Origin of the sequence: Streptomyces sp. NPDC053076, assembly GCF_044546845.1 — a bacterium.
GTDB lineage: Bacteria > Actinomycetota > Actinomycetes > Streptomycetales > Streptomycetaceae > Streptomyces.
In genome coordinates this window covers 198,107-219,684 of record NZ_JBITZL010000009.1, presented here as the reverse complement: position 1 = coordinate 219,684, position 21,578 = coordinate 198,107, and the positions used below count along the sequence as shown (strand labels likewise).

Annotated in this window: 23 protein-coding genes; 10 read left to right on the top strand and 13 right to left on the bottom strand. The window is 69.7% G+C overall.

Annotated elements, in window-relative coordinates:
* From ACIGYR_RS31845 to ACIGYR_RS31815, 7 genes are all read right to left on the bottom strand, one after another.
* Positions 1 to 180 carry a hypothetical protein gene (locus ACIGYR_RS31845; RefSeq protein ID WP_399606352.1) on the bottom strand — a complete coding sequence of 60 codons (180 nt, stop codon included), beginning with the start codon at positions 178 to 180 and terminating at the stop codon, positions 1 to 3.
* Between the two features lie 93 nt (positions 181 to 273).
* Positions 274 to 822 carry a GGDEF domain-containing protein gene (locus ACIGYR_RS31840; RefSeq protein ID WP_391846513.1) on the bottom strand — a complete coding sequence of 183 codons (549 nt, stop codon included), beginning with the start codon at positions 820 to 822 and terminating at the stop codon, positions 274 to 276.
* A 3-nt stretch (positions 823 to 825) separates the two neighbouring features.
* A complete protein-coding gene (locus tag ACIGYR_RS31835; protein WP_399605966.1) occupies positions 826 to 1,137 on the bottom strand; it encodes a SpdD protein in 312 nt (103 codons plus the stop codon).
* 16 nt (positions 1,138 to 1,153) lie between these two features.
* Positions 1,154 to 1,339 (bottom strand): mobile element transfer protein, encoded by a 186-nt coding sequence (locus tag ACIGYR_RS31830; protein WP_391846516.1) that lies wholly within the window; start codon positions 1,337 to 1,339, stop codon positions 1,154 to 1,156.
* A 19-nt stretch (positions 1,340 to 1,358) separates the two neighbouring features.
* Positions 1,359 to 2,015, bottom strand: a complete 657-nt coding sequence (locus ACIGYR_RS31825) for a DUF2637 domain-containing protein (protein WP_399605969.1) — start codon at positions 2,013 to 2,015, stop codon at positions 1,359 to 1,361.
* Positions 2,016 to 2,025: 10 nt separating this feature from the next.
* On the bottom strand, positions 2,026 to 3,366 hold the full coding sequence (locus ACIGYR_RS31820) for an FtsK/SpoIIIE domain-containing protein (protein ID WP_399605972.1): 1,341 nt from the start codon (positions 3,364 to 3,366) through the stop codon (positions 2,026 to 2,028).
* Between the two features lie 2 nt (positions 3,367 to 3,368).
* A complete protein-coding gene (locus tag ACIGYR_RS31815; RefSeq protein WP_391846521.1) occupies positions 3,369 to 3,698 on the bottom strand; it encodes a hypothetical protein in 330 nt (109 codons plus the stop codon).
* Positions 3,699 to 3,860: 162 nt separating this feature from the next.
* Here ACIGYR_RS31815 and ACIGYR_RS31810 point away from each other — a divergent pair, with 162 nt between their 5' ends.
* Together ACIGYR_RS31810 and ACIGYR_RS31805 are read left to right on the top strand one after the other, a co-directional pair.
* Complete coding sequence (locus ACIGYR_RS31810; RefSeq protein ID WP_399605975.1) at positions 3,861 to 4,649, top strand: GntR family transcriptional regulator; 789 nt, start codon at positions 3,861 to 3,863, stop codon at positions 4,647 to 4,649.
* Positions 4,649 to 5,314 (top strand): YdcF family protein, encoded by a 666-nt coding sequence (locus ACIGYR_RS31805; RefSeq protein WP_391846525.1) that lies wholly within the window; start codon positions 4,649 to 4,651, stop codon positions 5,312 to 5,314. The genes ACIGYR_RS31810 and ACIGYR_RS31805 overlap by 1 nt, the downstream gene beginning before the upstream one ends.
* 84 nt (positions 5,315 to 5,398) lie before the next feature.
* Here the strand turns inward: ACIGYR_RS31805 and ACIGYR_RS31800 are convergent, their stop codons facing one another.
* Together ACIGYR_RS31800 and ACIGYR_RS31795 are read right to left on the bottom strand one after the other, a co-directional pair.
* Positions 5,399 to 7,147 (bottom strand): IS481 family transposase, encoded by a 1,749-nt coding sequence (locus tag ACIGYR_RS31800; RefSeq protein WP_400014365.1) that lies wholly within the window; start codon positions 7,145 to 7,147, stop codon positions 5,399 to 5,401.
* Between the two features lie 541 nt (positions 7,148 to 7,688).
* Positions 7,689 to 9,161, bottom strand: coding sequence for a P-loop ATPase, Sll1717 family (locus tag ACIGYR_RS31795; protein WP_399605981.1), 1,473 nt, complete (start codon positions 9,159 to 9,161; stop codon positions 7,689 to 7,691).
* A gap of 215 nt (positions 9,162 to 9,376) precedes the next feature.
* Between ACIGYR_RS31795 and ACIGYR_RS31790 the strand changes: the two genes are divergently transcribed.
* The 3 genes from ACIGYR_RS31790 (at position 9,377) to ACIGYR_RS31780 (ending at position 12,430) form a co-directional block, all read left to right on the top strand.
* Entirely contained in the window at positions 9,377 to 10,003 is a 627-nt protein-coding gene (locus ACIGYR_RS31790) for a hypothetical protein (protein WP_399605983.1), read from the top strand.
* 356 nt (positions 10,004 to 10,359) lie between these two features.
* On the top strand, positions 10,360 to 11,013 hold the full coding sequence (locus ACIGYR_RS31785; RefSeq protein ID WP_399605986.1) for a rhomboid-like protein: 654 nt from the start codon (positions 10,360 to 10,362) through the stop codon (positions 11,011 to 11,013).
* A gap of 10 nt (positions 11,014 to 11,023) precedes the next feature.
* Positions 11,024 to 12,430: an NAD(P)/FAD-dependent oxidoreductase gene (locus ACIGYR_RS31780; RefSeq protein WP_399605989.1), complete on the top strand. Its 1,407-nt coding sequence runs from the start codon at positions 11,024 to 11,026 to the stop codon at positions 12,428 to 12,430.
* A 181-nt stretch (positions 12,431 to 12,611) separates the two neighbouring features.
* Here the strand turns inward: ACIGYR_RS31780 and ACIGYR_RS31775 are convergent, their stop codons facing one another.
* Positions 12,612 to 13,583, bottom strand: a complete 972-nt coding sequence (locus ACIGYR_RS31775; protein WP_399605992.1) for a zinc-binding dehydrogenase — start codon at positions 13,581 to 13,583, stop codon at positions 12,612 to 12,614.
* A 130-nt stretch (positions 13,584 to 13,713) separates the two neighbouring features.
* On the opposite strand from ACIGYR_RS31775, the gene ACIGYR_RS31770 reads away from it, so the two are divergent.
* Positions 13,714 to 14,403: a pentapeptide repeat-containing protein gene (locus ACIGYR_RS31770; RefSeq protein ID WP_399605994.1), complete on the top strand. Its 690-nt coding sequence runs from the start codon at positions 13,714 to 13,716 to the stop codon at positions 14,401 to 14,403.
* A gap of 141 nt (positions 14,404 to 14,544) precedes the next feature.
* Here the strand turns inward: ACIGYR_RS31770 and ACIGYR_RS31765 are convergent, their stop codons facing one another.
* Positions 14,545 to 15,045, bottom strand: coding sequence for a hypothetical protein (locus ACIGYR_RS31765; protein WP_391846537.1), 501 nt, complete (start codon positions 15,043 to 15,045; stop codon positions 14,545 to 14,547).
* A gap of 53 nt (positions 15,046 to 15,098) precedes the next feature.
* Between ACIGYR_RS31765 and ACIGYR_RS31760 the strand changes: the two genes are divergently transcribed.
* Positions 15,099 to 16,493, top strand: coding sequence for a M1 family metallopeptidase (locus ACIGYR_RS31760; protein WP_399605997.1), 1,395 nt, complete (start codon positions 15,099 to 15,101; stop codon positions 16,491 to 16,493).
* Between the two features lie 204 nt (positions 16,494 to 16,697).
* Here ACIGYR_RS31760 and ACIGYR_RS31755 read toward each other — a convergent pair whose 3' ends face one another.
* Positions 16,698 to 17,273 carry a TerD family protein gene (locus tag ACIGYR_RS31755; protein WP_353598814.1) on the bottom strand — a complete coding sequence of 192 codons (576 nt, stop codon included), beginning with the start codon at positions 17,271 to 17,273 and terminating at the stop codon, positions 16,698 to 16,700.
* Between the two features lie 156 nt (positions 17,274 to 17,429).
* Between ACIGYR_RS31755 and arfB the strand changes: the two genes are divergently transcribed.
* Positions 17,430 to 17,867 carry an alternative ribosome rescue aminoacyl-tRNA hydrolase ArfB gene (gene arfB / locus ACIGYR_RS31750; RefSeq protein ID WP_391846541.1) on the top strand — a complete coding sequence of 146 codons (438 nt, stop codon included), beginning with the start codon at positions 17,430 to 17,432 and terminating at the stop codon, positions 17,865 to 17,867.
* Between the two features lie 87 nt (positions 17,868 to 17,954).
* The gene (locus ACIGYR_RS31745) at positions 17,955 to 18,794 is read left to right on the top strand and encodes a sigma-70 family RNA polymerase sigma factor (RefSeq protein WP_399606001.1); all 840 of its coding nucleotides are present in this window, start codon (positions 17,955 to 17,957) and stop codon (positions 18,792 to 18,794) included.
* Between the two features lie 158 nt (positions 18,795 to 18,952).
* Here the strand turns inward: ACIGYR_RS31745 and ACIGYR_RS31740 are convergent, their stop codons facing one another.
* Positions 18,953 to 19,525, bottom strand: coding sequence for a flavin reductase family protein (locus ACIGYR_RS31740; protein ID WP_391846545.1), 573 nt, complete (start codon positions 19,523 to 19,525; stop codon positions 18,953 to 18,955).
* Positions 19,526 to 19,873: 348 nt separating this feature from the next.
* On the opposite strand from ACIGYR_RS31740, the gene cdgB reads away from it, so the two are divergent.
* A complete protein-coding gene (cdgB, locus tag ACIGYR_RS31735) occupies positions 19,874 to 21,529 on the top strand; it encodes a diguanylate cyclase CdgB (protein WP_391846547.1) in 1,656 nt (551 codons plus the stop codon).
* The last annotated feature ends 49 nt before the right edge of the window (positions 21,530 to 21,578 follow it).

The following is a 21,578-nucleotide window of genomic DNA, read 5'->3' as shown; positions in this document are numbered from 1 at the left end:
TCACCTCCCGACGCGGGCGAGGCAGGCGGCAGGCGCGGTGTCCGAACCCTTGCAGGCCGGGCAGGCCACGCGGAGGGTGACGCGGGTGCCGTCACGGTGGCGGCTGCCGGTGGTGATGTGGGCGGCGGCGAAGCCGTCGCAGTCGCGGCAGATCCGCGCGGGCGGCGTGTGCTGGGGCATCATGAGGTTTCCCTTTCGGGTCCGGTGGATCTGGAAGTGGTGCAGGCGCCCGGAGCGGCGGAAGTTTGGCGACCGAGGCCGCTCCGGGGGCCGTCATGGGCGGGTGTTGCGCCTGCCGTGGCCCTTGACCGCGTACATCGCCGCGTCGGCGGCGGCCAAGGCGTCGGTGAGGGTCCGCACCGGCAGGTGGGAGCAGTAGCAGCGGCCGACCGATGCCGAGACCGGCAGGGTGTGGCCGTCGTGTTCGAGGGGCCCGTTCAGGGCGAGTTGCAGGGCCTGGAGGCCGGGGGTGCGGCCGGGGTCGGTGATGATCGCAGCGAACTCGTCTCCGCCGAGGCGGCCGGCGATGCCGTAGCGGCCACACCAGGTGTTCAGCCTGCGGGCGGTGGCGGTGAGGACCGCGTCTCCGGCGGCGTGGCCGTGGGTGTCGTTGGTGGCCTTGAAGTCGTCCAGGTCGATCAGGAGGACCAGGGCTGCGGGGTGCTTGGCGAGCAGCTGTTCGGCGCGGGTGGTCCATCCGGCGCGGGTGTGCAGGCCGGTCAGCGGATCACGGCGGGCAGTGGCCAGGCGGCGGACGAGGAGACCGCCGTGGACGGCCCAGCCCAGGGTGGGTAACGCGGCGGCGATCACGTGGGTGTCCATCGTTCAGCGTCCCTTCCGCAGGTCGGTGATGAGGAAGCGGAGCACGACGGCGGTCACGGCGACCGACACAGCGGTGATGGCGACCGCCAGGAGCATCGAGACGAGGACGGCGCCGACGACCAGGACCACGGCGGTGCCGCCGCCGACGAGGGCCAGCACGGTGCCGGGGGTGAGCTGGACGGCCGGCCGCTGAGAGACCGGCGCGGGGACGGCCGGGGCCGGGGCCTGAACCGCGGGGACCTGAGCGACCATCTGCGCCGGGGTGGTGGTCGGAGCGGGGGCGGTGTCCGGGGGCGGGTACTTCGGTGTGAACACGGGGGTCTTCCTCCTGTCAGGCGGTGCAGCGGTGGGTGCGGGCGGCGAGTTCGGCGGCGGAGCGGTCGCGGTGTTCGGTAGAGAAGCCACAGCCGGGGGCGGTGCAGGCGGCGGTGTGGCGGGTCTGGCCACGGCCGTTGTTGTAGGTGCCGACCTTGACCGGCCCGATGCGGATCACGTCGTAGAAGCGGTTCGGGCGCACGGGTGGACCTCCCTGGGTCTCAGGCGAGTTGGAGTTGGGCGGCGATGGCTTGGCAGGTTGAGGCGGGCAGGCCGAGCCGGGCGGTGAGCGCGTCGGCGGTGATCTGCTCGCCCGTGCTGTTGCGGTGTGCGTCGGCGATCGAGCGGGCGTGGTCGAGCAGTGCCGGCGGAACAGCCGGGGCGACGGGAGGCTTCACAGGCGCCGGGGTCAGTTCCGGAGCCGGGGTCGGGGCTTGGACCGCCGGTTCGGGGGTGTCGCGGTGCACCTCGATTTCCGGGGCGGCCGGTTCTTCGTCCGGCTCCGGTTCCACGGCGGCCGGGGCGGGGGCGTGGACGAGGAGGGTTCCTCCGAGGAAGGCGAGGGCGGGCCATCCGGCGACGAGGATGCGCAGCCAGGCGGGCACCTGGTGCAGGTTGAGCAGTCCGGCGGTGGCGACGTTGGCGCCGAGCGAGGCCGCCAGGGCGATGGCGAACCAGGTCCAGGACGAGCGGTCCCGGCCGGCGCGGAGCCGACGCCAGGCGGCGACCAGCAGCAGGTCGACCGAGACCGGGTACGCCCACGCCTTCCATCCGGACTGCCCGGCCGCCGCAGCCAGGTCATGCAGGTGCGCGAAGGACAGGGCACCGGCGATCACGGCTTGGATGAGGACGGCATCAGGGCGCAGCGAGCGGTTCACGACGATCCCCCTACTCCGTGACCGGCAGCGGCTTGACCAGCGACGGACCTGTCTCCGGGGCGTCGGCGGGCACGTGCGGCCGGAACCGGTCCAGGGCAGGCAGGTCCGGGACGAGGTGGGCGAAGTCCCGGCACGCCGCCTTCGCCTCATCCCGGGACGTATGAGGGGTGCGGATCTTCGCCCAGCCACCGGAGGTATCGGCCGCCACAGCGGTGCCGGGGCGTTCGGCGGGGATCAGGGAGGCGGCCGCGACGGCATCCGGAGCGACGTCGGCGAGGCCCATTTCGGCGGTCTGCTTGTCGTTGACCCGGTGCACCACCCGGCCGGTGAGCTGGGCGCGGAGCATGGTCGCGCCCCTGCCCAGCTCGGAGCCGAAGCGCTGGCCGCACACCTCCAGGTAGATGCCGACCGCGCGGGCCATCTGCGCCAGCCGGATCAACGCGGTGACGATCCGCTCCCGCCGCTCCTCATCCTTCTTCGAGGAGATCAGGAACAGTTCCGCCACCTCGTCGACCAGGACGACGACGGGCACCGGCCGTAACCGCTCGGGCAGGTCCCACATGTCCGAGACGCCGTGCGCGCTCAGCAGGTCGAAGCGGGACTCCATCTCCCCCACCAGCACATCCAGCAGAGAGGCCGAGTCGTCCGGGGTGGTGACCAGGGCCGACAGCCGAGGCGCGTAGGCGGAGTGTTCGACCCCGCGCTTGCAGTCGATCCCGACCAGCGCCACCGGCAACCGGGCCAAGCCCTTGATCAGGTTGCGCTGATAGACGGACTTGCCCGAGCTGTTCGCGCCGAGCGTCAGCGCCATGGGCACCTGGCGGTAGTCCCGGACGAACGCAGTGCCGTCCTCCCGCAGCGCCACCGGCACCGCCAGCCCCTCAGGGCGAGCCCCGCGCGGCAGCCGGACCTGACGCAGCACGTCATAGCCGGTCATCCGCAGCTCGACGTACCCCGGCTTGGTTTCGGCGATGGTCACCGAGTGCACGCCCCAGGCATGCCGCAGCCGCTCCGAGGCGGCCATCAGGTCGGCAGGTTCCAGGCCGGCGGGAAGCCGCAGCGTCACCCGCAGCCCGGTTGAGGTGCCCCGGACGCGGCGCACCTTCGGCGGGACCGGCAGCACCTCACGCCGGGCCACGTTCCGGGCGAGGAAGGCCCGCATGCGCGACGGCTGCACCGTCAGCCCGCACACGTCCATCGTGGAGCGGTAGGTGAAGGTGAACCGGCCCCAGGTGACCGGCAGCCCGACCAGCGACCAGTACACGCGCGGCGCGCGGACCCTCGCGTAGCCCAGACCGCCGGCCCCTGCGAGGACTCCAGTGGTCTCCAGGACCGTGGACACGTCGGTCATAGTCAGGCCATCGGGGTGATCGCGACCGCGCGGAACGAGATGCCGTGCCGCTTCTGGCCGTTGAACTCGTTTTCCCAGTCCCGGGCCTTCAGGCCGACCACCTTCACCGGCATGCCCGGCGCCAGGCCCTCCGGGTAGCCGTTCTCGGGGACGGTGACCTGGTAGAGGTTGCCCTCCCCCTCGTCCGAGACCAGCAGGCCCACCGTCGACAGGGCGGCACCGGTCTCCCGGTCCATCGCCCGCTCACCGGTTTTGGCGTTGGCCAGCTTCGGCGTCGGCGCGGTCGCCACGAACACCACAGCGGTCGACGTGTCGATCTTGAAAGACGGCATGCAGCACTCCTTGAGTCGAGGTCTGTGGGCAGCACGAAAAAGGCCCATAGTCGTCGCTGTCCTAGGACTGCGAGCGACTTGTGGAGACTTTGGCACGCAGTCCTGGGACTGTCAACAGTCCTGGGACTGTGCTTGACTTGGTGTGTCGAGAGGAGTCGGACGATGACGCCCAAGTGGCGCGAGCTGGCGGACAAGCTGGCTGAGCAGATCAAGCGGGGTGACTACGCGCCGGGCAAGCAACTCCCGCAGATCAGGGAGCTAGTTGCAAAGGGCGAGGGCTCAAAGTCCACCGTCCACCAGGCCTACAAGGCTCTTGAGGCCGAGGGCCTGGTGACGTCCTCTCGCGGACACGGCACCGTCGTACGCGAGCGGGTACCGCTAAAGCGACTCGGCATTGCCAGGTACGACAAGGCCAAGTGGCGTGACGGCGACGAGGTGGCGTTCATCGCCGACCGCGTGGCCTCTGGCCGCAGCTACCGCCGGAACGAGCAGACGCAGACGGTCAGCCTGGTGGAAGCCCCACCAGCGGTAGCAGCTGCGCACGGCCTCCCGGAAGGCGCCGAGGTATACGCGCGAGCGAGGCTGGTGAAGGAAGGTGACCAGCCAACCCATACCATGACCAGCTACTACCGGCCCGAGCACGTCGAAGGCACACGGCTGGTGGACCCGACCCCCGGACCGGCCGGCCGAGGCGGCGGCTTCCGGGTGCTGTACGACGCGGGCTACGAGATCGACCACATGAAGGAAGAGCTGTTCGCCAGAGCTCCCACGCCCGATGAAGTGAAGCTCCTGCAGCTCCCGCCGGGCGAACCCGTCGTCGAGTTGCATCGGACGACCTACACGGCCTCTGGCACAGTGGTCGAGTTCGCGATCGGTGTGCACGCGGCTTCGCGCTTCGCCTGGGAGTACGACTTCAAGGTCCCCGACTCGGCGAAGGAGAAGGGGCAGTGATGATCTCTGCACAGGCATGGGCCGACACTCGACGCCTGTGGGACTACCACCAGATGGGCCACACCCTGCGGCCGTGCTCAGTCGCCATCGGCCTGGGCAGTCACGACCTGGGTGTGGCCGAGACCGCGGTAGACCTGTACAAGCGCGGCATGGCTCCACTGCTTGTGTTCACGGGAGCCACCAGCCCCACGACGCGGGACCGCATGCCCCGAGGTGAAGCCGTGCACTACCGAGAACGCGCGCTTGAGCTTGGCGTCCCCGACTCAGCCGTCCTTGTGGAGCCGCGTGCACGGAACACGGGGGAGAACATCCGCTTCTCCCGAGAACTGTTGGAAGAGGCCGGCGTCGACGTGTCCTCCGTCCTGCTGATCAGCAAGCCGTACGAGGAGAGGCGGGCCTACGCCACTGCGCGCAAGCTGTGGCCCGGAGTCGAGGTCGTCAGCGCTTCCAGCCCGATGACGCTGGACGAGTACGTCGACTCCATCGGGGACGCCCGGTTGGTCATCGACATGCTTGTAGGAGCGCTACAGCGACTGCTGATCTACCCGGCGCAGGGCTTCATGATTGGCCAGCCCGTGCCGGACGACGTACTCGAGGCATACGACCGACTGTGCCACGACGGCTTCACCAGTCGACTCCTGGCTACCGGCCAGCCCTCTGCCTGAGCGATCCTGCCTGTGACCGCAGCTTGATGTCGGATCCCAGCTGATGCCTGACGTTCTGGTCCCAGGTGATGCTTGACGGTGGGCCTAGACAACGTAGGGAGCCCCGTGGGGCTTGTTCGCTTTCACGTTACGGACCGGGACGTCGGTCGTGCGCCGGACCACCCGGATCTGGCCGTCCAGCTCGACGCTGATCGTCGTGTCGGACACGTGGACGGTCACGGTCTGCCCTGCGTACGGACGGCCGAGGGAGACGACCTGGCGGCAGATCATGACGGTGCCGACCGCGCTGACCCGCCGCTGCACCCGCACGGGCTCGGTGCCCGGACGCGGCGGCGGTCCGGCCGGACGCAGGCCCCGCAGCCTGCGGACTTCCTCACCGGTCAGCGGGTTGGTCCGCACCCGCAGCAGTTCCCGCGAGGACGGATCGAAGAACGACAGCGTCTCCTCGTCGATACGGATACCCACCCGGCGGCCTCCGAGGATCTCCGCCGCCAGCATCTGGTGCCCGCCCAGGCCCACCAGGCCGCTGTTGTTCACCACCCGGTCCACCTCGAACGCCGCCCCGTCGCTGGCAGGCAGCGGGGCCGGCCCCGCCGGACGTCCGCCCCGGACCGCCAGCCGTCCCAGATCCGCCACCGACAAGTGCGACCGCACGGTCTTGATCCGCGCCCCGGCGATCAGCAGATGGATCACCTGCGTGTCGGCCCAGAACGTCACCGTCAGCCCTGAGCGGGCCGGTCCCAGCCAGAACTGCTTGCCCGCGACCTGCAGATTCCCACTCGCAGGCACCACCCGCTCGAACTCCACCGGCCCACCGGGCTCCACCGGAACCGTCGCCGGGACCAGCTCAGGAAGGCTGGCCGGCTCGGGCGACACTTCAACCCGATCCAGCTCCGCAGGAGGTGTCCGCTGCTGCGGCACCAGCGCAAGCACTCCGGGGATCTTCAGGCCCAGTACGTCCCGCTCCTGCTCAGCAACCGGTGTGAACCGGTCACCCGGAGACTGCATGTCCAGCGCCTGATGCGGACGCATGGAGTTGTACTCCTCCACCCACGCATCCAGTGCCGCCTGAGCCGCCCCGATGCTCTCGAATGCACCGCAGTCGTCAAGGAGTTCACGCCGCAGCGTCTGATGGAACCGCTCGACCTTGCCCGTCGTGGTCGGCGAGGCCGGCTGGGTGAGACGGTGCGCGATCCCGTTCTCCCGGCAGATCCGGTCAAACAGCACCTCACCACCCTGCCCGAACCGGTCGGTGAACTGCTTGCCGTTGTCGGTCAGCACCTCCTCCGGCACCCCGAACGCCTGCAAGGCCCGGGCGAAAGCGGCACACACCGCCCTCCCGGTCGCCCGCTCGACCACCGACGCGATCACGCAGTACCGGGAATGGTCATCCACCCCGGTCACGACCTTGGCCTCGGTCAACTCCCCGGTCACCGGGTCGACCAGCATCACACCACCGACGATGTCCATCTGCCACAACTGCATCGGCCGATCCCGCTGCCAGCGCTTGTAATCCGACCGCTTCCGACGCCGCACCCCCGGCTCCACCAGCCCATGACGGACCAGGATCCGATACACCGTCATCCGCGACGGCGCCGGACTCACCGTCCCGGACCGCTCCAGCACATGAGCGATCCGCCGCGGACCCCAGCGAGGATGCTTGCGCCGCAACTCGCACACGGCCGCCTCGACCTCGGCGGACGCCTGATGCGGACACGACGCCGGCCTACGTGACCGGTCCGCCAGACCCGCCAGGCCCGCGGCGGCATACCGGGACTTCCACCCGCTGACCGTCTGCCGCGACACCCCGAGCTGGGCGGCGACCTCGGTCACCGTCGCACCCGCCAATACGGCCAGGACAGCCCGGTATCTCTGCTCGACAACCGACAACTCCACCAGCGCCAATCCCGGCCTCCTGCCACACGCCGCAACGACGCGCACCAGAAAAGCCGATCACGGCCACTGTCAACCATCAGCTGGGACCGAAGTGTCAAGCATCTACCGGGACCGGACATGACCGCAGCTTGAGAGCTGTTACAGGTTTCTCTACCTCATCAAGGCCCGCGCACGGCGCGGGCGCGCGCCGCCTTGTCGGCGGGGCCGCCGCCCTGTCTTCGCCAGCGGCGGCCCCGCCCGGCGGCGCGCTGCGTGCATGCGGGCGGAGGTAGGAAAACCCTCTATGGCTGGGGCCGGTCGGCTCCACGGCTTTAGGCAGCCAATTTGGCGCGAGCCTCGAAGATCATGGCCCCAACGTCGTGCTTTACCGGGCAGGTCCACAGACTGCCCGACGCGCCGGAAGCTTACGGGGCCATGATCACTCGCGCCAAATCAGCTCCAGCCCAAAGCCGCTCCACCGACCTAATCCGTTCGCCTGCTATACGGACTGACGAACTAGGTCCAGCGCTTCTTTGAACCCGGCGTGAACTCTGAATACTTCCGACGACGCGTTGAAGCGAGCCCGTGGGTCTCGGTAGCGCCACACATATTCCGACCCGCCACCCCGGCCACCCGGCTTCAAGTAGCCAACCACCGAGAATTCAAAAAGCTGTCCCAAGGCGAAGATTGGATCTACGTCTGAGAGGCTTGCGCGTCGCGCCCAAGTTGATCTGAAATCCTCTAAGGCGAACTGAAGAGAGCCCAGCTCTTTGACTACCTCCAAGTATTCCTTGTACTGAGGTACATGTTTGGCTATCTCGTCATCTAGCTCATTGAGGAGGTAGTCCGAGTAGCCCGATCGGGCCTCGTGGACAACTTGATTGTCAAATTGCTCGCCAGTGGCGAAAATTGGTTGCTTATACTGCGCCAACACTTCATTGCAGAATTTGATTATGTCTCGAGGTCGCAGAAAAGTGCGGTCGCAGATATGTTTGTACTTGGTCTGCCTGCTAGGCATCTCTCGCGTCTCATCGAAAACCATTTCCCAAGAGATCGCCTCGCTGCCGTCCCCTCCCAGGACGCGGCCGAAGCGACTCTCCATCAGGCGCTTGAGGGTCAGGCCGCCAATGCTTTCGTGCCATTGAACCAGTTCAGAGAAGTTTTCCGTGATTTTGTTCTTGTCTTCGAACTGAAGATCTTGGTAGATGTCATCGCGAAGGAAGACCACCACGTTCAGCTTCTTGCCCCGGTCTCGGGCCGCCAAGAACAGATCCCGAGCCGCAAGGATAAGGCCGATAAGTCGCTGAGAGTAGGCCGGGTCCGACTTGACGAAACCCAGGTCGAGTTGATCAAAGCAGATGTAATACGCGTTTTCGGGATTTAGTGCGCGGAGGATGTGCTCCTGGATTGCGCGATTCACCTCCTGAATATGTGGGGGGAGTTCCTTGACTCTGACTCGCTCCCCGCTTATATCAATGAAAGGAAGCTTGAACGTCCCCTTGAACCGGAGTTCCCTATCCGGGCTGAAGAGTTGCCGCACATCCGGATCGCGCGATCCGTAAGAGTCCACGACGAAGTCTTCGAGCGCCTGTACGGAATCGAAGGACTCGTCGCTCCAGGGCTGGCTTTGGTCGGAATTCAGGAGGAGCTTCGCCAATCCCATTAGAGTTAGGTACTTCCAGCTATGGAAATAGCGGCGCTCCTCGGGGACGCCAGTCTGCGCCTGAAGGTCGTGATGATGCCACGGGTAGTCGTCGAATGAGTGACCGTAGGAGAATTCGCAAGGAGAGTGTTCGGTGAGTATCCTCTTGAAAATTGCCGTTTTACCTGACCCTTTTCTGCCCAGAATCAGGAACCTCTTGTTTTGCTTAGCGGCAAGGTAAGCGGGATGATCCTGAAAGCACTCCCGTAGTAGCTCGTCGGCGTCCGCGTCGACAGCTCCGAAGTTTTCGACGTCTGCAATATTACGCACAAGCCACCCCGTAGCCGTCTCAGTAGCCTTGATCGTCGGGTCAGCTTATCTCCGCACATGGCGATATAGGGAGTGTTTCATCCATCTGGCTGCTAGGGCTCACAGCAACCGGACGCTGGCCAGCAGCCGTTTTGGCTGAATCACTCCCTTGTGTGCGGTTTTGGCGCGTGTCACACAGTTGAGAGGCGGGGTGATCGGGCGGAGGGGGACGCTGCATGTCCGTGTCGAGTGACGAGCCAGTAATGCCGTCGGCCTGGACGATCGAGAGGTTCGGGCGGCATGCCGGCGCGCTCGCGGCTGCCGTGCCGGTGCAGCTGGCCAACGCCCACGCGAAGGCTCATGCCGCACATCTTGCGGTGGGGTTGAAGAAGCGGAGTCCCTACGGTGTCGCCCTCGCAGGACTGGTGCGCGAGTACCTGGCGCAGACGGCGCGTGAGCTGGGGGAGTCCGTGCGCGACGTGCGAGGGTACGAGTACGCAGTGATCAACGATCACGCACTCTTCCCCTACAGGTACGCAGACAAGCCGAGGCCGCTTGATCGTGCACGGTTGCCTTCGAACGCGTCGCCCACCCGACGTCGACTGTTCCGGGCGCACGGGCCTCAGCCGCCAGAGGCGCTGTTCGACCTCGATGACGGGCTGGCGACGGAGGAGCACCTGGGGCTGCACGAAGCCTTCGAGGAGCTGGGGGCTTCTACCAAGCTGATCTGTGTCTTCTTCACGGCCGATGCGGAGAGCGGCATCCATGCCATTCACTGGGGAGAAGCCCACCTCGAACCGGACCGAACGTTCACGTGGCTCTATAAGGAACAGCTCCCCGTCGCTCCTGTGCCGCTTGAGTGACCTGCGAGACCCGCCGCTGTCGGCAGAAGGTCCGGCTGACATCACCAGCTGACATCAACGCTGCCGGACCAGGGCGGACGACTACGGCCTCAGCTGGAGTGCTGGGCAGCCGCGAGGGCCCGTTCCGGGAGGTGGCCTCACCCAGCGAGCGAACTTGTAAAGCGAAGGTCGTCGGTTCGAATCCGACAGGGGGCTCTGTCGGCCCAGGCGGGACACCTCCCACCTGGGCTTTTTCTTGGCCGTCGGCGGGCGGTTCCCTATGGGCGTTCCCCGGTCGGGCGGCCGTCCCCCGCGTCCCACGCCCGCCGGGGATGTCAATCACGAACCGGACGACACCGGCGTGCGTGAATCGGCTCATGGGAATCAACCGGGGCCTGAACGGGGTGTGGGCGTACGTCCGCAGTGCTCCCGGCACCTATGTGTGGCTGGGGATCCTGTTCGTCACGACCGTGGCGCTGCACCACATGCCGCCGGAGTTCGAGGAGCACTTCCTGCGGCACCGGTCGACGAACATCCATGAGCTGTCGCGCAGCCCCGTGCGGGTCCTGGTGACGAGCGCGATGTGGATCGAGAGCGGGCACTGGGTGCCGTACGCCTTCCTGTACACGGTGTTCCACGCACCGGCCGAGCGCTGGCTGGGGTCCGCCCGCTGGCTGGCGGTGTGCGCGCTCGCCCATGTGCTGGCCTCGCTGATCAGCGAGGCCATGCTGCTGGCGGCGATCCGGCAGGGCATGGCTCCGCCGGCGGCGGTCTACACGCTCGACATCGGGGTGAGCTACGCCTTGGCCGGGGTGAGCGCGGTGCTCGTGTACCGGATCGCCGCGCCCTGGCGGTACGCGTACCTGTTGGCGGTGCTGGCCGTGTGCGTGCTGCCGCTCGCCGCCGGGCCGAGCTTCACCGACGTCGGTCATTTCCTCGCGGTGCTGCTCGGTCTGGCCTGCTGTCCGCTGGTCAGGGGGCGCGGAAAAGCATGGAATCCGAAGGAGACACTGGCCGCTCTCAGGGGTTAACGTCCCGGCCATGAGCAGCTGGTCTAGCAGTGTCGTCAACGGTGGCATCTCGTTCTGGTACGCGGACGACGGCCTTCCGGCGGTGCGGGAGCCGCTGTCCGGGGACGCGTCGGCCGATGTCGTCATCGTCGGCGGCGGATACACGGGCCTGTGGACGGCGTACTACCTGAAGAAGGCGGCGCCTTTCCTGCGGATCACCGTGCTGGAGCAGAAGTTCTGCGGGTACGGCGCCTCAGGCCGCAACGGCGGCTGGCTGTACAACGGGATCGCGGGCCGCGACCGGTACGCGCGGCTGCACGGCCGTGAGGCCGCCGTGCGGTTGCAGAAGGCGATGAACGACACGGTGGCCGAGGTGATCGCGGTCGCCCGGGCGGAGGGTGTCGACGCCGACGCGCACCAGGGCGGTGTCCTGGAAGTCGCCACCACCCCGGCGCAGTTGGCGCGGCTGAAGGCGTTCCACGAGCACGAGCTGGCGTACGGCGAGAAGGACCGGGAGCTGTACGGCGCCCGGGAGACCGCCGAGCGGGTCCGGATCGCGGATGCGGTCGGCTCCACCTGGACCCCGCACGGTGCCCGGCTGCACCCGGTGAAGCTGGTCAAGGGGCTCGCGGCGGCCGTGGAGGCGCTCGGCGTCACGATCCACGAGTCGACGCCGGTGACGGAGATCCGCCCCAAGCACGCGGTCACCCCCTACGGCACCGTCCGCGCCCCTTACGTCCTGCGCTGCACCGAGGGCTTCACGGCCTCTCTCAAGGGCCAGAAGCGGACCTGGCTGCCGATGAACTCCTCGATGATCGCGACCGAGCCGCTCACCGAGGAGCAGTGGGCGGGCATCGGCTGGGCGGGCCGCGAGACCCTCGGCGACATGGCGCACGCCTACATGTACGCCCAGCGCACGGCCGACGGTCGTATCGCGCTCGGCGGCCGCGGGGTGCCGTACCGCTTCGGTTCCCGCACGGACAACGACGGCCGGACGCAGGCGTCGACCGTCGAGGCGCTTCGCGAGATCCTGACCCGCTTCTTCCCGTCCCTGGTGGGGGTGCGGATCGAGCACGCCTGGTCCGGTGTCCTCGGCGTCCCGCGCGACTGGTGCGCGACCGTCACGCTGGACCGCTCCACGGGCCTCGGCTGGGCGGGCGGCTACGTCGGCTCGGGCGTCGCCACCGCCAACCTGGCCGCCCGTACCCTGCGTGACCTGGTGCAGCAGGACTCCGGGCAGGGCGGCCGGACCGAGCTGACGGATCTGCCCTGGGTGAACCACAAGGTCCGCAAGTGGGAGCCGGAGCCCTTCCGCTGGCTGGGTGTCCAGGGCATGTACGCCACCTACCGCACGGCCGACCAGCGTGAGCGGCTGCACCCGGGCGCGGAGTCCTCGCGGCTGGCGAAGCTGGCGGACCGGGTGGCGGGGCGGCACTGACCCGTCGTGGCGGCACCGGCCCGTCGTGGCGGCGCTGGCCGGTCGTGGCGGTACTGGCCGGTCGTGGCGGTACTGGCCGGTCGTGGCGGCGCTGGCCGGTCGTGGCGGCACCGGCCCGGCGTGGCGGCAGGCGGCCGGGACGCGGCGGCCTTGCGCTTGCGGGCTCCGCACCCCGCTCCCCTCAGGGTTCCAGCACGACCTTCCCGACGGTGCCGCGCCGCTCCAGCGCGCGGTGCGCGGCGGCGGCCTCGGCGAGCGGGAAGCGGGTGACGGCCGGGCGCAGCCGGCCGTGGGCGGCCTCGGCGAGGGCGCGCAGTTCCAGCGCACGCAGGCCGCCGGCGCGTTGGAGCATCGCCGGGCCGAGCACCGACTGCGAGACGCCGTCGACGAAGTGGCCCCGGCCCTGTGCGATGCCCTCAGCCGTCCAACCGAAGACCAGGTGGCGGCCGTCGGGGCCGAGCAGGGCGACGGCCTCGCGGGCGACCTGGCCGCCGACGCCGTCGTACACGATCGTGGCGGGCGTGCCACCCAGGTGGGCGCGGACCTTGGCGGGCCAGTCGGGGTCGGTGTAGTCGACGGCGAGGTCGGCGCCGTTCGCCCGGACCCGGGCGGTCTTCTCGGGACCGCCGGCGAGCCCGATCACGACCGCGCCGGCGTTCTTGGCGTGCTGCACGAGCAGGGTGCCGATACCGCCCGCGGCGGCCGGTACGACCACCACGTCGTCCGGCCCGGGCTCGGCGAACTGCGCGATGCCCAGTGCCGTACGGCCCGTGCCGATCATGGCGACGGCCTCGGCGGGGTCCAGGTTGTCCGGGATGTCGTGCAGCCGCTCGACCTCGGTGACGGCGAGTTCGGCGTACCCGCCGGGTGCGAAGCCGAGGTGGGCCACGACCCTTCTGCCGAGCCAGATCCCGTCCACGCCCTCGCCGAGCGCGTCCACGACACCGGCGACCTCCCGGCCGGGCACGGTCGGCAGGGCGGGCAGCTCGGGCGCCGGACCCCGGTTCCCTTCCCGCAGGGCCGCGTCGAGCAGATGCACTCCGGCGGCGGCGACCGCGATGCGGACCTGGCCGGGGCCCGGTACCGGGTCGTCGGTCTCCTCGTAGGTCAGATGGTCGGCGGGCCCGAAGGCGTGCAGGCGTACGGCGTGCATGGGATCCCCCGTGATCGAGGCTCTGCGTGCCGGCCCGTGACCGGCCGGCACTCGGTGGCCCCAGCCTCCGACCTCAAGCGCACTTGAGGTCAAGGGCGGGATTGTCAGTGGCGGGGTGCAGCATGGGCGCATGGTGAGGCGAGCGACGGGAAGCCGGCCCGGGGGCCGGGCGGCGGTGCGGGGCGCGCGGCGGCCGGAGGTGCGGTTGCCGGCTCTGGAGGCGTGGGCCGGGGACGAGCTGGAGCCGGACGGCGACTACGACGGGCTGGAGTTCCGGGAGCGGGACCTGGCCGGGCAGGACGGCGTGGGCGCCCGGTTCATGGACTGTGCGCTGACGGGCTGCGCGGTGGACGAGACGGCGCTGGGCCGGGCCCGGATCCTGGACTCGGTCCTGACCGGGCTGCGGGGCGTCGGCACGCAGCTCGCGGAGTCCACGTTCCGCGATGTCGAGCTGGTCGACGCGCGGCTGGGCGGTACCCAGCTGCACGGCGCCGTGCTGGAGCGGGTCGTGATCCGGGGCGGCAAGATCGACTACCTGAACCTCCGTGAGGCCCGGCTGAAGGATGTCGTTTTCGAGTCCTGTGTGCTGGTCGAGCCGGACTTCTCGGGTGCGCGCCTGGAGCGGGTGGAGTTCGCGGACTGTGCCCTGAGGGGGGCCGACTTCGGCAATGCGACGCTGAAGGACGTGGACCTGCGCGGTGCCGTGCCGCTGGAGCTCACCCGTGGCCTGGACCGCCTGTCCGGCGCGGTGGTCAGTACGGGACAGCTGCTGGATCTGGCGCCCGCGCTGGCGGCGGAGCTGGGGATCCGGGTGGAGTAGGGGAGCGAGCCTGTCCGGCGGACGGCGGACGGCGGACGAGGGCCGGGGACGGGGGCCGCCGGGCCCGACTGTGGGGGCCGGGGGCGCCCTCCCGGACGGAGGCGCGGGCCTACGGCACCGTCCGTCGCGGGCCGCGCGGAGTCACGGCACGCGCGGAAAGCGGGCCTGGAGTGTCCACAGGGCCGGGTTCTCCGCCAGGTCCTCATGGAGGTCGGTGAGGTCCGCGATGAGGTCGTGCAGGAAGTCACGGGCCTCGCGGCGCAGTTCGGCGTGGGAGAAGGACAGGGGGGACTCCTCGGCCGGCACCCAGTCGGCGGTGACGTCCACCCAGCCGAAGCGGCGCTCGAAGAGCATCCGGTCGGTGGACTCGGTGAAGTCCAGCTCCGCCCGCTGCGGCCGGGCGGCGCGGGAGCCCATCGGGTCCCGGTCCAGTCGCTCCACGATGTCGCACAGCGCCCACGCGAAGTCCAGCACCGGTACCCATCCCCAGGCTGTGGACAGCTCCCGGTCCGTCTTCGTGTCCGCGAGATACACGTCACCGCAGAACAGGTCGTGCCGCAGCGCGTGGACGTCCGCGCGGCGGTAGTCGGTCTGCGGGGGGTCCGGGAACCGGTTGGAGAGGGCGTAGCCGATGTCGAGCACGGAAGAGATGGTGTCACGCCCGGGTGCCGGCCCCGGCACATAAGATCACTGTCATGTCCAGATCCGTACGCCGTGTACCGGCTGTCGCGGCCCTGCTCGCCCTCGCCCTCACCGGCACCGCATGCGACGGCGGAGTCCACGGCACCCCGGGCGGCTCCGGCGTACGCGACCCGTACTTCCCGAAGGCCGGCAACGGCGGCTACGACGTCGGGCACTACGACCTCACCCTGGACTACACCCCCGCCACCCGCCGTCTCACCGGCACCGCCGTCATCACCGCCCGGGCCACCCAGGACATGTCCGCCTTCGACCTCGACCTCGCCGGGCTGCGCGTCGACTCGGTCACCGTCGAGGGCAGGAAGGCCCGCTTCAACCGCGCGGGCCAGGAACTCACCGTCCGCCCGCACGACGACCTGAGCGAGGGCGAGACCTTCCGCACGACCGTCCGCTACTCCGGCGTCCCGCGCACCCTCACCGACCCCGACGGCTCCGAGGAAGGCTGGCTGCCCACCGCCGACGGTGCCCTCGGCCTCGGCGAACCCGTCGGCTCCATGGCCTGGTTCCCGGGCAACCACCACCCCGGCGACAAGGCCGCCTACGACCTCACCGTCACCGTCCCCGAGGGCCTCCAGGCCGTCTCCAACGGTGAGTTGACCGGCCGGTCCACCAAGGGCGGCCGTACGACCTACCACTGGCACACCGCCCAGCCCATGGCCGGCTACGTCGCCACGGTCGCCATCGGCCATTACGACCTCGTCCGCTCCACCGGACCGCACGGGCTGCCGGTCCTCGTCGCCGTCGACCCCAGCCAGGCGAAGGCGAGCAAGAAGGTGCTCGCGAAGCTGCCCGCGGTCATCGAGTGGGAGGAGACCAACTTCGGCCCGTACCCCTTCTCCTCCACCGGCGCGATCGTCGACCGGCCGGGCGACGCCGGATACGCCCTGGAGACCCAGAACCGGCCCGTTTTCCCCGGCGACCAGCTCGACACCGAGACGCTCGTGCACGAACTCGCCCACCAGTGGTACGGCGACTCGGTCACCCCGAGGTCCTGGCGGGACATGTGGCTCAACGAGGGCTTCGCCACCTACGCGTGGTGGCTGTACCAGGAGGACTACGGCGACAAGAGCGCCCAGCAGACCTTCATGGACCTCTATGACAGCGACGACGAGGCCATCTGGGCCTACCCGCCCGCCAGGCCGTCGAGCGCCGCCCACATCTCCGACAGTCCCGTATACGAGCGCGGCGCGATGGTCCTGCAGAAGATCCGGCAGACGGTCGGCGACGACACGTTCTACGACATCATCCAGGGCTGGGCCGCCACCCACCGGCACGGCAACGCGAGCACCGCCGACTTCACCGCGTACGTGGAGAAGAAGGCCCCGCACGAGGACTTCACCGCGATCTGGAGGGACTGGCTGTACGGGGACCGCAAACCGGACCGCCCCTGAGGACGACGCGTCGCCCGGGCGCACCGGGAACCCGGGCCGCGGTGATGCCGCGGCCCCACCTCGGGCCTTCAGCGTCGGGCCTTGAGCCCCGGGTCTTGAGCCCCGGGTCGTGACCCTCGGGCCATGAGCCTCCGGCCGTGGCCTGCCGCTCACCACAACCAGAGGCTTCCGCCGTACGGCGGCCGAACCCCGGTACGGCGTCCGTCAGACGTTCACGCCGAAGTCCTGGGCGATGCCCACCAGGCCGGAGGCGTAGCCCTGGCCCACGGCGCGGAACTTCCACTCCGCGCCGTTGCGGTACAGCTCGCCGAAGACCATGGCCGTCTCGGTGGCCGCGTCTTCGGAGAGGTCGTAGCGCGCGATCTCGGCGCCGCCGGCCTGGTTGACGATGCGGATGTAGGCGTTGCGGACCTGGCCGAAGTTCTGGCCGCGGTTCTCGGCGTCGTAGATGGAGACCGGGAAGACGATCTTGTCGATGTCGGCCGGGAGCGCGGCCAGGTTGACGTTGATCGCCTCGTCGTCGCCCGAGCCCTCGCCGGTGCGGTTGTCACCGGTGTGGACGATCGAGTTGTCCGGGGTCTGCTTGTTGTTGAAGAACACGAAGTGGGCGTCCGAGTAGACCTTGCCCTGCGTGTTCACCGCGATGGCGGAGGCGTCCAGGTCGAAGTCCGTGCCGGTGGTGGTGCGGACGTCCCAGCCGAGGCCCACGGTGACGGCGGTCAGGCCCGGAGCCTCCTTGGTGAGCGAGACGTTGCCACCCTTGGACAGGCTTACAGCCATGTTGGGAGTCCCTTCCCTTGGATATCTGTGTATCTGTGCCGACGAAGCTACCGTCACCGGGTTGAACGTCGAGGGGGGTCCCGGTGGTTCCGGATGCCTTTACCTTTTTTACCGAATCGGAAATCCGGATGACGTGCACCGTGCCGACCCGGGAACATGGGATGCATGTCCGGGCCTTACTTCATCCGTGGCTCCGTCTCGCTTCCCGAGGCCGAGCTGATGTGGCGTTTCTCCAGGTCGTCCGGGCCCGGCGGACAGCACGTCAACACCAGCGACTCGCAGGTCGAGCTGCGCTTCGACCTCGCCCGCACGGAGGCGCTGCCCCAGGTGTGGAAGGAGCGGGCGCTGCACCGGCTGGCCGGCCGCCTCGTCGACGGGGTGGTGTCCGTACGGGCCTCCGAGCACCGCTCGCAGTGGCGCAACCGGGAGGCCGCCGCCGTACGCCTCGCCGCGCTCCTCGCGGAGGCCACCGCGCCGCCGCCCAAGCCCCGCAGACCGACCCGCATCCCGCGCGGCATCAACGAGCGCCGGCTGCGGGAGAAGAAACAGCACTCGGACAGGAAGCGGGGCCGCTCCGGGCGGGACTGGACCTAGGGTCAGCGCCGTGTCACATCGGTGGGCCCTGCGGCGTCAGTGTGGTGCGGGAGCACCGCGGACGACGACGGAGAGGCCGGATCCCCGATGACCGACAACGACTTTCTCGCCGAGCGGTTCGAGGCGTACCGCGGGCATCTGCGGGCCGTCGCCTACCGGATGCTCGGCTCCGCCGCCGAGGCCGAGGACGCCGTACAGGAGGCGTGGTTCCGGCTCAGCCGGTCCGACACCCGGCAGGTGGAGAACCTCGGCGGCTGGCTGACGACCGTCGTCGGCCGGGTCTGCCTCGACATGCTCCGCTCCCGCCGCTCCCGGGGCGAGGAGCCCCTGGACAGCTGGCAGCCCGCGCCGTCCGCCGAGCCGGACCCCGCGCAGAGCGCCCTGCTCGCCGACTCCGTGGGGCTTGCCCTCCTGGTCGTCCTCGACACGCTCTCGCCGGCCGAGCGGCTGGCGTTCGTGCTGCACGACCTGTTCGGAGTGCCTTTCGAGGAGATCGGGGGCATCCTCGGGCGCGCTCCGGCCGCGGCGCGGCAGCTCGCCAGCCGGGCCCGGCGCCGGGTGCGGGGCGTCGAGGCGCCGGAGGCCGACCTCGCCCGCCGGCGGGAGGTGGTGGACGCCTTCCTGGCCGCCGCCCGGGACGGCGACTTCGACGGGCTGCTCGCGGTGCTCGACCCGGACGTGGTGGCCCGCAGTGAGAGCGGTGTGAACAGCGGTGCGGAACGGGTCGCCGCCGGTGCCACGAGCTTCGCCCATCTGGCGCGCGTCGCGCGGCCGGTGCTGGTCGACGGCGCGGCCGGCCTCGCCGTGTTCGCCGACGGCCGCCCGGAGCGGGTCCTGGCCTTCACCTTCGTCGCCGACCGCATCTCGGTCATCGACATCATCTCCGAGCCGTCCCGCCTGGCGGGCCTCACCGTCGAGGAGGTCTGAGGGGGTGAACCCGCTGGTCCGCGGCGGCAGGCAGGGCTCCCGGCTGGACCCGACCGTCGGTGTCCGCCGCGGATCCGGCCGGTCGGTGCGAGCGCCGGTGTCCGCCGCGGATCCGGCCGGTCGGTGCGAGCGCCGGTGTCCGCCGCGGAATCGGCCGGTCAGCCCAACTGCCGGTACCTGCCGCGGAAATAGAGCAGCGGTCCGCCCTCGGTGCTGGGCACGCGCGCGCTGAGGACGCGGCCGATGACCAGCGTGTGGTCCCCGGCGTTCACCCGCTGCTCGGTGCGGCACTCCAGGGTGGCCAGCGCCCCCCCGACCAGCGGGGCGCCGGTGACCTCGCCGCGAATGTAGGGGATGTCCTCGAAGAGCAGCCGGTCGCTGATCCGGCCCTTCATGGCGAAGCGGCCCGCGATGTGCCGCTGGCTCTCGGCGAGGACCGACACCGCCCACAGCGGCTGCTCGTCCAGCAGGTCGTCCATGCGGGCGCCCTCGCGCAGGCTGACCAGCACCAGCGGCGGGTCGAGGGAGACCGACATGAAGGAGGTGGCGGTCATGCCGACGTCCTCCACGCCCGGCGCCTCGGGGTCGTCCGGGTCCAGCGGCGGCTCCTGCGCGGTGACCAGGACCACGCCGGCGGCCAGCCGGGACAGCGCGGCCCGGAACTCGTCGTTGCTCACCCCCTCAGCATGCCCGGTGGGCAGGGGGGTGATGGAGGAGGGAGTCTTCAGCACGCCGGAAACGCTAGTCTCCGCCCGGTGCGGGCCGCATCGGCCCTTCGCCGGAGCCGGGTCCTAGGACCAGAGGCGCATTCATGCGTGCATCATGTGCTCACGTATGCACGCTTTGTCCTTGGTGAACGCACAGGGCAAACTCAGAAACTCCACTCAATAGTTCACGTTCTTCTGTGACTTGAGTCACAAGAGGCAGGAATTGTTGACCCTGTGTACCGAGTGGGCAGCGCGCTGTGATTCAGTGGCGGGAAGCCGCGAAGAGCACCGAAATGAGCCGCCGCGAAAGACGCGGGAGAAGCGCCGAAGACAACCCTTGATTCGCTGCGAGGTCTCGGGGGGAGGGCGAGCATGGAGACCGAGTCGGAGCCGTATGTCCGCCTTGCGTCCCTGCGACAGCTGCACCAGGTCATGGCCGACATGAACACGGCACGCAGCCTGGCGGACACACTGCAGACCGTCGCCGACGGCGTCGTGGGCGCCCTCGGGTACGAGATGGCGGCCGTCAACCTCGTACGCCCCGACGGCGACCTCGTGGTCGCCGCCTTCTCCGGCAACTCCGCCGCCGAGGCCCTGATCACCGGCCGGGCCGGCTCCCGGGAGTCCTGGGACCGGCGGCTGAACATGGGCGAGCGCTGGGGCGACCTCGTCTTCATACCGCACACCGAGGGCTGGGTCCTCGACGACGACGACGTCCCGCAGTGGTACACCGACGGGCCCGCGCCGCGCTTCGAGGACGAGTGGCACCCCTCCGACCGGCTCTTCGCGCCCATGTACACCCCGGGCGTGCAGGGCGGCTCCTCCGGCGAGCTGCTCGGCGTCATATCCGTCGACCGGCCGCGCAACGGCCGCCACCCCGGAGCCTGGGGCCGCGAGGCCCTCCAGATGTACGCCTTCCAGGCCGCCATCGCGATCAGCAACGCGCGCCTGCGCGCCAACATGCAGCGCGCCCTGGTCCGCCTGGAGCGTGAGCAGCAGGCCCTGCGCGCCAGCGAGGAATCCTTCCGACAGGCTTTCGAGTACGCCCCCTCCGGCATGGCCATCGCCGAGATGGGCGGCGACCAGCACGGTCGCATACTGCGCACCAACGACGCCCTGTGCCGCCTGCTGGGCAGGCCGGCCTCCGCGATGCGCCGCTACTCCTTCTCCGACCTCGTCCACCCCGAGGACATCGGCACCCTGCTGCGCACGTCGGCGGAGGGCGGCCGCGCGGAGCTGCGGCTCGGCCGCCGGGACGGCACGTACGTGTGGGTGTCGCTGCGCAACTCGGTCGTCGCGGACGCCGCCGACGGCCCCCGCTTCCTGCTCACCCACGTCGAGGACATAGAGGAGCGCAAGCGGCGTGAGCTTCAGCTCGCCCACCGCGCCTCCCACGACTCGCTGACCGGCCTGCCGAACTCCGCCGAGCTGCGCTCGCGCCTGTCGGCCCGGCTCTGCCAGCGTCCCGCCCACGCCGACGCCCTGGCCTCCCTGGACGCGGCCTACGGTCACCCGGCCTTCGACGCCCCCGCCGGCCACGGCTTCGACTTCGCGCCGGGCGCGGAGGCCTACGAGGCGTACGACCACCATGTGCACACCATCGCCCCCGAGGACGGCCGCGACGACGGCACCAAGGGCCTCGCGGTCCTCTTCTGCGACCTCGACGGCTTCAAGTCGATCAACGACCGCTTCGGGCACAACGCGGGCGACGCGGTCCTCATCGAGGTCGCCCGACGGCTCTCGAACGGCGTCCGCGACGGCGACACGGTGGCCCGCCTCGGCGGCGACGAGTTCGTGATCCTCGCCGACGGCCTCGGCCGGGCCGACGCGCAGGACCTCGCCGTACGGCTGCGCAACGAGATCATCCAGCCGATCCGGGCCGAGGGCCGGGCCGTGCGGGTGGGCGCGAGCTTCGGTATCGGGTGGGCGCACTGCGGCATGACGGCGGACGAAGTGCTGAAGTCCGCTGACGAGCGGATGTACATAGAGAAACGATCTCGTCCCAAACAGCACCGACGCGCCGGATGATCCGCAGGTCAGCGAGCTGATGCGGTCTGAGTCACCCGTTTGGGCGAGA